The sequence below is a fragment of the Bordetella petrii genome (assembly GCF_020991325.1).
GTDB classification, from domain to species: domain Bacteria; phylum Pseudomonadota; class Gammaproteobacteria; order Burkholderiales; family Burkholderiaceae_B; genus Bordetella_A; species Bordetella_A petrii_E.
In genome coordinates, this window is record NZ_JAJMLX010000186.1 from 1 (window position 1) to 9,127 (window position 9,127).

The following is a 9,127-nucleotide window of genomic DNA, read 5'->3' on the forward strand; positions in this document are numbered from 1 at the left end:
TGCCCAGCAGCATCAGCACGCCCAGGCCGATGAAGACGATGACCGCAACCACCTTGATCAGCGCGAACCAGAATTCGGCTTCGCCGAAGCCGCGCGCCGACAAGGCGTTCAGGCCGAAGGTAATGGCCAGGAACAGCGCGCTCCAGTACACGCCCGGCACGTCGGGAAACCAGTAGGCCATGACCAGTTGCGCCGCCACCAAGTCTACGGCCACGGTTACGGCCCAGTTGTACCAGTAGTTCCAGCCCAGGGCGAAGCCGAAGCCCGGTTCGACGTAGCGCGATCCATAGGTGGAAAACGAACCGGCCACCGGCATGGCGGCGGCCAGCTCGCCCAGGCTGGTCATCAAGAAATAGACCATCAGGCCGATCAGCGCATAGCCCAACAGCGCCCCGCCCGGGCCGGCCTGCGCGATGGTGTTGCCCGAAGCCACGAACAGGCCGGTGCCGATGGAACCGCCCACGGCGATCATGCTCAGGTGGCGGGCCGCCAGGGTACGGCGCAACCCCCCAGGGGTGGACACGTCTTTGCTGGGCATGCCGGCGGCGCGGCGGGGCTGAGGGTCGGCCAAGGTAGTGGTTCCTGTAGAAAACGGGCACCCATGCTGCCGGAAACCCCGCGAAACCGGTGAGCATAACCCGCCAGGCGCACCGCGCCGACCGGCCGGGGCCGGTTACCTGTTGCGGGGAATCAGGGCGGAGGGGGTTCCAAGGATATCGATGGGTGTCTGGCTCCCGCCAGGGTGCCGGACACCGTTCTGCTGAGACCATCGTGGCATACAACGGTGTCTGGCACCCTGGCGGGAGCCAGACACCCGGCCGTACCTTGCAAAGCCCGGCCCATATCTTGCACGGCACGCGTTTATCGCCAAGCGCCTACTACAGCAGCGCCACCCCGGGCGAAGACGCCGAGCGCGTGCCCGCCACCGGGCTGCAGCCGTCCGGGTAATACGTATGCACCAGCGAGAATTTCACCTGGCGGGTGCCATTCTGCCGGGCAGCATGCAGAGTGCGGCAATGGAAGAACACCACGTCGCCGGGCTCCAGTTCCGGGCACACGGCCCGCCGAATCCAGGCCTGGTTACCGGGCAGGTCTGGCCGGAAGAATTTCTTTTCATCGAACTGCGACGCCGCGAACGCCGCCGCATGCGAGCCGGGAATGAAGAACAGCCCGCCGTTGTCGGCGGTTTCGCGCCCCAGCGCCAGCCAGGTGGACACCAGGTCGGTATCGGTGAATGACCAGTAGCGGATGTCCTGGTGCCAGCCCGTCAGGCTGCCGTAGGCGGGGTGCTTGGTCATCACGCAGTTGTGATGCGCCGTGGACAGCACCGGCGTTTCGCCAAAATAGGTTCGCAGCCACTCGCCCACGGCGGGCGAAGTGGACCACGCCTGGAACAAAGGGCCGCGTCCATACGCACCCAGCAGCCGCCGCACGGTAGACCCGCCCTGCGCCTGCCGCGATTCGGGCGCGCCGGGGTATTTCAGGTCGGCCTCGTATTCGATGGGCCCGGATTCCAGGGCCAATTGGCGTTCGGCTTCCGCGCGCAGCGCGGCCACGGTGTCCGGCGCGGCGAATTGCCTGGCGACCACGAATCCTTGCTGCCGCAGGGTCGCCACCTGCCCGGCCACGGATGATGCAGACATGTTTACCTCTAGGGCCTGTGCACTCTGAAACGGGCCTGCCCGGGCAGGCCCTTAATCGCCCCGCGGCTCGGCCGCGGCCTGAAGCCGGGCGCCGTCGCGTTCGGCTTCGACGTTGCGCACCCATTCGCGCCACACCGCCACCAGCAGCGCCATCAGCACCGGGCCCACGAACAGGCCCACGATGCCCATGGTCTTGACGCCGCCGATCAGCCCGAAAAAGGTCGGCAGGAACGGCAGCTTGACCGGCCCGCCCACCAGGCGCGGCCGCAGCGTTTTGTCGACGATGAACAATTCTATGGTGCCCCAGGCAAACAGCGCCAGGCCCGCCACCAGGTTGCCCGACCCCACCAGGTACAGCGACACCAGGGTGAACGACAGCGGCGCGCCGCCGGGAATCAGAGCCATGAAGCCGGTGACCACGCCCAGCAGCACGGGCGACGGCACGCCGGCCACCCAATAGGCCAGGCCCAGCACCACGCCCTCGCCCACGGCGATCAGGCTCATGCCGGTGACGGTGGACCCGACGGTGGCAGGCACCACGCGCGAAAAACGCAGCCAGCGCGACGGCAGGATGCGTTCGCCCAGGATGTCCAGCTGGGCGATCATGCGGTCGCCGTCTTTGTAGACGAAGAACAGCGTGATCAGCATGAACAGCACGTTCAGCAGCAACTGGAAGACGTTGCCGGTGGCCGACAGCACCATGCGGTAGATATTGCCCAGGTGCTCGCCACTGACCATTTCCACCATGGCGCCCAGGGCATGCGGTTCGCCCAGGTAGGTACGCCAATACTCGGACAGGCGCGCGCCCACAATGGGCAGCGATGAAATCCAGGCCGGCACGGCCACGCCATGGCGGTTGGCCGCCAGGGCCCAGGCGAAGAAATTGCTGGCTTCCTGCACCGCGTAGGTCAGCGCGAAAGTCAGCGGCACGATCAGTACCAGGATGACGCCCATCAGCGCCAGCGTGGCGGCGGGAATGGTGCGGCCGCCGCATCCGTCGACGATGCGCCGGTACACGGGCCAGGTGGCCAGGCCGATGATCAGCGCGGCCAGGGCGGGCACCAGGAAACCGCTGAGGAAATAGGCGCCTGCCAGCAACACCAGCAACAGTAGCCAGCGGGCGATCAGGTACGCGGGTAGAACGGGCTGCTGCATGGGCAAGGCGGTCCAGGCGGGTAGGCGAGGCACAAATATACAGTACGTAACCGCCTGCCCTGTGCGGCCGGCCTGCCCGCCGGCCGGAGCCCGTCCGTTCGGCTATCTACAGCACGTACTCGGCCTCGACCGCCACGCCGCGCCGGGTGGCGCGCTCGGCGGCCGGGGTAAGTTCGGCGTGGTTGATGCCGTCGCAACCCTCGGAACCATCGCCGCCGGTCAGCAGCGGGCAGCGCGCGAACAGTTCGGCCACCCAGTCGGAAAACACCCGCACCTTGGGCGACAACTGGCGGCTTTGCGGGTACAGCAGGGAAATGGGCACCGGGCGCGGCTTCCATTGCGGCAGCACCTCGATCAATTCGCCCGCCTGCAGATGCGGCAGCGCCATGAAACGGGCGGTTTGCACCAGGCCGAAGCCCTGCAGGGCGCAGGCCAGGTGGGCGCTCCAGTCGTTGACCGACACGCAGCCCGGCACCTCGACTTCGCGGGTCTTGCCGTCGATGACGAAGTCCCAGTTGCAGTTGCGGCCCGAACGGCTGGAAAAGTAGTGCACCGCGTAATGGCTGTTCAGGTCGTCCAGGGTATGGGGCATGCCCTGGCGTTCCAGGTACGACGGCGCGGCGCAGGTCAGGCTCTGGAACGTGCCGATGCGGCGCGCCACCAGGCTGGAATCTTCCAGTTCGCCGCCGCGGATGACGCAGTCGACGGCTTCCTGCACCATGTCGACCCGGCGGTCGCCCATGCCCAGGACCAGTTCCACATCGGGGTAGCGCGTGTGGAATTCACACAACGCCGGCACCAGGATCAGGCGGCCGATACTGGCCGGCACATCGATGCGCAGCTTGCCCTGCGGACGCAGGGCGGCCTCTTGGAAGCAGGCCTCGGTTTCCTCGACTTCGGCCAGGATACGGGTGCTGTGCTCGTAATAGGCCGCCCCGTCGGGCGTAAGGCTGATGCGGCGGGTGGTGCGGTTCAGCAGGCGCACGCCCAGGCGGCGCTCGAGGTTCTGGATGACGGTGGTGACGGTAGTGCGGGGCAGCGCCAGGCTGTCGGCCGCCCGGGTGAAGCTGTTGGCGTCGACAACGCGCACGAAGACCTGCATAGCTTGGAAGCGGTCCATGGGTCGTGTCCTGGATGGCAAATGGGGATGGGCGTCAGCATAACGCGGTTTACGGCCGCATTGTTCGTTTCAATCGAACAGTGTTGACGACCTAACAGTGTTTATCCCATCAGGGAAAACACTCAGAATTCTAATCGTCTCTAGTCAGCCGATAGCCTCAGACCAACGCAATTCGCGATGGTTCCTGAAAGCGGGACGTCTTTTCCCGCCCTGCCCTCGGCGATTTGTCCCCATATTCATCAAGGAAACACCATGATTGTTTCGCGCCCACGCATTGTATTGCTGGCGGTTTTCGCGGCCCTGATCGCTGCCGGCGGGGGGTATACCCTGTTGCGCGGTCCGGGGGGCGCGGGCACGGCCCAGGCCCAGGCCGCGCCGCCCGCCCCGGCGGTGGATGTGGCGCCCGCCCTGGGCAAGACCATCATCGACTGGCAGGATTATTCCGGCCGCCTGGAAGCCATAGACCGGGTGGACATCCGGCCACTGGTGTCGGGCACCCTGGTGGCCGTGCACTTCAAGGACGGCAGCCTGGTAAAGAAAGGCGACCGCCTGTTCACCATCGACCCGCGCCCCTACGCGGCCGAAGTCGACCGCGCCGAGGCCCAGTTGGCGGCCGCCCGCGCGCGGGTGGGCTTCACCGCGTCGGAACTGGCGCGCGGCAAGCGCCTGCTGGCGGAAAACGCCATTGCCAAGCGCGACTTCGAGTCCAAGCGCAACGACGCCCGCGAGGCCGCGGCCAACCTGCAGGCCGCGCAGGCCGCACTGGAAACCGCCAAGCTGAACCTGGGCTACACGGAAATCGTGGCGCCGGTGGCGGGCCGCGTGTCGCGCGCCGAGGTCACGGTGGGCAATGTGGTGGCGGCCGGCGCCGGGTCGGTGCCCCTGACCACGCTGGTGTCGGTATCGGAAATGTACGCCGCCTTCGACGTGGACGAACAGGCCTATCTGCAGTACGTCAGCCCGGCGCGGGTGTCGGGCGTTTCGGTGCCGGTGCAGTTGGGCCTGTCGAATGAAGCCGGGTATTCGCGCGAAGGCGTGGTGCAGTCGGTGGACAACCGCATCGACACCCTGTCGGGCACCATCCGCGTGCGGGCGGTGTTCGATAACACCGACGGCCTGCTGGTGCCGGGCATGTACGCCCGCATCCGCCTGGGCGGCACCGAGCCGCGCGAAGCCGTGCTCATCGAAGAACGCGCCATCGGCACCGACCAGGACAAGCGTTTCGTGCTGGTGGTGGACAACGAGAACCGCACCGTCTACCGCCAGGTGTCGCTGGGCGCCAGCCAGGGCAGGCTGCGCGTCATTACCAACGGCCTGAAGCCGGGCGAGCGCATCGTGGTCAACGGCCTGCAGCGGGTGCGCCCGGGCGAGGCCGTGGCCCCCAACCTGGTCTCGATGGACACGCCGCCGGCGTCCGTCCAGACCGCCGCGGCCAGCGTGAAATAAGCCATCGGAAGCAAGCATGAACATCTCTAAATTCTTCATCGACCGGCCGATCTTCGCGGGCGTGCTGTCGGTGGTGGTGCTGCTGGCGGGCCTGTTGGCCATGTTCCAGCTGCCCATCTCCGAGTACCCCGAAGTGGTGCCGCCCTCGGTGGTGGTGCGGGCCCAGTACCCCGGCGCCAACCCCAAGGTCATTGCCTCGACAGTGGCTTCGCCGCTGGAAGAGTCCATCAACGGCGTGGAAGACATGCTGTACATGCAGTCGCAGGCCAACAGCGACGGCAACCTGGCCACCACGGTGTACTTCAAGCTGGGGGTCGACCCGGACAAGGCGCAGCAGCTGGTGCAGAACCGCGTGTCGCAGGCCTTGCCGCGCCTGCCGCCCGACGTGCAGCGCCTGGGCGTGACCACCACCAAGAGCTCGCCCACCCTGACGCTGGTGGTGCACCTGATCTCGCCGGACGACCGCTACGACATCACCTACCTGCGCAACTACGCGGTCTTGAACATCAAAGACCGCCTGTCGCGCATCAGCGGCGTGGGCGAAGTGCAGATCTGGGGCTCGGGCAGTTATTCCATGCGCGTCTGGCTGGATCCGCAGAAAGTGGCGCAGCGCGGCCTGACGGCCAGCGACGTGGTAAGCGCCATCCGCGAGCAGAACGTGCAGGTGGCCGCGGGCGTGATCGGCGCCTCGCCCACCACGCAGGACGTGCCCATGCAGTTCTCGGTGAACGCGCAGGGCCGCCTGCAGGATGAAACCCAGTTCGGCAACATCATCCTGAAGTCGTCGCCCGACGGCGCGATCACGCGCCTGTCGGACGTGGCGCGCATCGAGCTGGGTGCGCAGGAATACGGCCTGCGCTCGCTGCTGAACAACAAGCCGGCCATCGGCATGGGCATCATGCAGTCGCCAGGCGCAAACGCGCTGGATGTGTCGTCGCAGGTGCGCGATGTCATGCAGGAACTGTCGGCGGATTTCCCGCCGGGGGTGGAATACCGCATCGAATACGACCCCACGCAGTTCGTGCGGGCCAGCATCAAGGCGGTAATCATGACGCTGCTGGAAGCCATCGCCCTGGTGGTGCTGGTGGTGATCGTGTTCCTGCAGACCTGGCGCGCGTCCATCATTCCGCTGCTGGCGGTGCCCGTTTCCATTGTGGGCACGTTCTCGCTGCTGCTGGTATTCGGCTATTCCATCAACGCGCTGTCATTGTTCGGCATGGTGCTGGCCATCGGCATCGTGGTGGACGACGCCATCGTGGTGGTAGAGAACGTCGAGCGCAATATCGCGGCCGGGCTGACCCCGCGCGAGGCCACCTACCGGGCCATGCGCGAGGTCAGCGGGCCCATCATCGCCATTGCGCTGACGCTGTGCGCGGTGTTCGTGCCGCTGGCCTTCATGACGGGGCTGACGGGTCAGTTCTACAAGCAGTTCGCCATGACCATCGCTATTTCGACGGTGATCTCGGCCTTCAATTCGCTGACCCTGTCGCCCGCGCTGTCGGCCCTGCTGCTGAAGGGTCACCATGACAAGCCCGACTGGCTCACGCGCGGCATGAACCGCTTGTTCGGCGGCTTCTTCAACTGGTTCAACCGCTTCTTCGGCCGCGCCTCCGATTCTTATGCCAACGGCGTCAGCGGCGTGATCCGCCGCAAGGCCAGCGCCATGGGCGTGTATGTGCTGCTGCTGGCGGCAACGGTGGGTATTTCGTATGTCGTGCCCGGCGGCTTCGTGCCCGCGCAGGACAAGCAGTACCTTATCGGTTTTGCGCAGTTGCCCAACGGCGCCTCGCTGGACCGCACGGAAGACGTGATCCGCCGCATGTCCGACATTGCCCTGAACGAGCCTGGCGTGGAAAGCGCCATCGCCTTCCCGGGCCTGTCGATCAACGGCTTCACCAACAGTTCCAGCGCCGGCATCGTGTTCGTGACGCTGAAGCCCTTCAATGAACGCCATGATGCCGCGCTGTCGGGCGATGCCATTACCGGCAGCCTGAACGGCAAGTTCGCCAGCATCAAGGACGCGTTCATCGCGGTGTTCCCGCCGCCCCCGGTCATGGGGCTGGGCACCATGGGCGGCTTCAAGCTGCAGATCGAAGACCGCGCCGCGCTGGGCTACGCCGAACTGGACAAGGCCACCCAGGCCTTCCTGGCCAAGGCGCGCGAAACGCCGGAACTGGGCCCCACGTTCTCGAACTACCAGATCAACGTGCCGCAACTGGACGTGGACCTGGACCGTGTCAAGGCCAAGCAGCTGGGCGTGCCGGTAACCGATGTGTTCGACACGCTGCAGATCTACCTGGGTTCCATGTACGTGAACGACTTCAACCGTTTCGGCCGGGTGTTCCAGGTACGCGCCCAGGCGGATGCGCCGTTCCGTTCGCATCCCGACGACATCCTGCAGCTGAAGACCCGCAGCGCCACGGGCGAGATGGTGCCGCTGTCGGCCCTGGTGGACGTGAAGCAGACTTTCGGCCCGGAGATGGTGGTTCGCTACAACGGCTACACGGCCGCCGACATCAACGGCGGCCCGGCCCCGGGGTATTCGTCCGACCAGGCGCAGGACGCGGCCGAGCGCATTGCCGCGGAAACCCTGCCGCGCGGGATCAAGTTCGAATGGACCGACCTGACCTACCAGCAGATCCTGGCGGGCAACGCGGGCATCTGGGTATTTCCCATCAGCGTGCTGCTGGTGTTCCTGGTGCTGGCGGCGCTGTACGAAAGCCTGACCCTGCCGCTGGCGGTGATCCTGATCGTGCCGATGAGCATCCTGGCGGCGCTGACCGGGGTATGGCTGACGGGCGGCGACAACAACATCTTCACGCAGATCGGCTTGATGGTGCTGGTGGGCCTGTCAGTGAAGAACGCGATCCTGATCGTGGAATTCGCGCGCGAGCTGGAAATGCAGGGTAGTACGCCGCTGTCGGCCGCCATCGAGGCCAGCCGGCTGCGCCTGCGTCCCATCCTGATGACGTCGATCGCTTTCATCATGGGGGTGGTGCCGCTGGTGCTGTCGTCCGGCGCCGGTTCGGAAATGCGGCATGCCATGGGCGTGGCGGTGTTCTTCGGCATGCTGGGCGTGACCATGTTCGGCCTGTTCCTGACGCCGGTGTTCTACGTGCTGCTGCGGTCCATGAGCACGCGCAAGCTGCATTCGGCCTCGCAGCATGAAGCGCCGGTCATTGCGCCGCATGGCAGCCATTAAAGAGAAACATTGATCATGACGCACTTAATCACACGCGTTCCCGCCCTGTTGGGTGTGCTGCTGGTACTGGCGGGCTGCGCGGTAGGCCCCGAGTACCAGCGGCCCGAGGTCACCACCCCGGCGGCATACAAAGAAGCCCTGCCCGCGCACGAAGCCGGTTCCTGGCAAACCGCGCAGCCGGCCGAACAGGCTTTGCGCGGCGAATGGTGGAAACTGTTCAACGACGAAACCCTGAACGCGCTGGAAACCGAGGCCCAGCAGGCCAACCACAGCCTGCAGGCCGCGGCCGCCCGCCTGAAACAGGCGCGCGCCCTGCTGGGCACGGCGCGCTCGGACCGCTACCCCACCGTGGACGCCGGCTTCGGCCCCACGCGGCAGCGGCCCTCGCCCGCCTCGCAAGGCCTGGGGGCGGACGCGTCCACCGACCCGTCCACCCTGTGGCGCGCCCAGGTGGGCGTGTCGTACGAAGTGGACCTGTTCGGGCGGGTATCGTCCAATGTCGAGGCCGCCACCGCCGACGAACAGCAAAGCGAAGCACTGTATCGATCGGTATTGCTGGCC

The 9,127-nt window shown here is 66.3% G+C and carries 7 protein-coding genes; 3 read left to right on the forward strand and 4 right to left on the reverse strand.

Features of this window, described 5'->3' with window-relative positions; translation table 11 throughout:
- From LPZ50_RS17095 to LPZ50_RS17110, 4 genes are all read right to left on the reverse strand, one after another.
- On the reverse strand, positions 1 to 538 hold a 538-nt coding region (locus LPZ50_RS17095), incomplete at its 3' end, for an amino acid permease (protein WP_230662946.1).
- A 340-nt stretch (positions 539 to 878) separates the two neighbouring features.
- Positions 879 to 1,643 carry a phytanoyl-CoA dioxygenase family protein gene (locus LPZ50_RS17100; RefSeq protein ID WP_230662934.1) on the reverse strand — a complete coding sequence of 255 codons (765 nt, stop codon included), beginning with the start codon at positions 1,641 to 1,643 and terminating at the stop codon, positions 879 to 881.
- A 51-nt stretch (positions 1,644 to 1,694) separates the two neighbouring features.
- Complete coding sequence (locus LPZ50_RS17105; RefSeq protein WP_230662936.1) at positions 1,695 to 2,798, reverse strand: AI-2E family transporter; 1,104 nt, start codon at positions 2,796 to 2,798, stop codon at positions 1,695 to 1,697.
- Between the two features lie 106 nt (positions 2,799 to 2,904).
- Positions 2,905 to 3,918, reverse strand: coding sequence for a LysR family transcriptional regulator (locus LPZ50_RS17110; protein ID WP_230662938.1), 1,014 nt, complete (start codon positions 3,916 to 3,918; stop codon positions 2,905 to 2,907).
- 252 nt (positions 3,919 to 4,170) lie between these two features.
- On the opposite strand from LPZ50_RS17110, the gene LPZ50_RS17115 reads away from it, so the two are divergent.
- From LPZ50_RS17115 to LPZ50_RS17125, 3 genes are all read left to right on the forward strand, one after another.
- On the forward strand, positions 4,171 to 5,364 hold the full coding sequence (locus LPZ50_RS17115) for an efflux RND transporter periplasmic adaptor subunit (protein ID WP_230662940.1): 1,194 nt from the start codon (positions 4,171 to 4,173) through the stop codon (positions 5,362 to 5,364).
- 16 nt (positions 5,365 to 5,380) lie between these two features.
- On the forward strand, positions 5,381 to 8,566 hold the full coding sequence (locus LPZ50_RS17120) for an efflux RND transporter permease subunit (protein ID WP_230662942.1): 3,186 nt from the start codon (positions 5,381 to 5,383) through the stop codon (positions 8,564 to 8,566).
- Positions 8,567 to 8,581: 15 nt separating this feature from the next.
- Positions 8,582 to 9,127: TolC family protein (locus tag LPZ50_RS17125; RefSeq protein ID WP_230662944.1), on the forward strand; the 546-nt coding region annotated here is incomplete at its 3' end.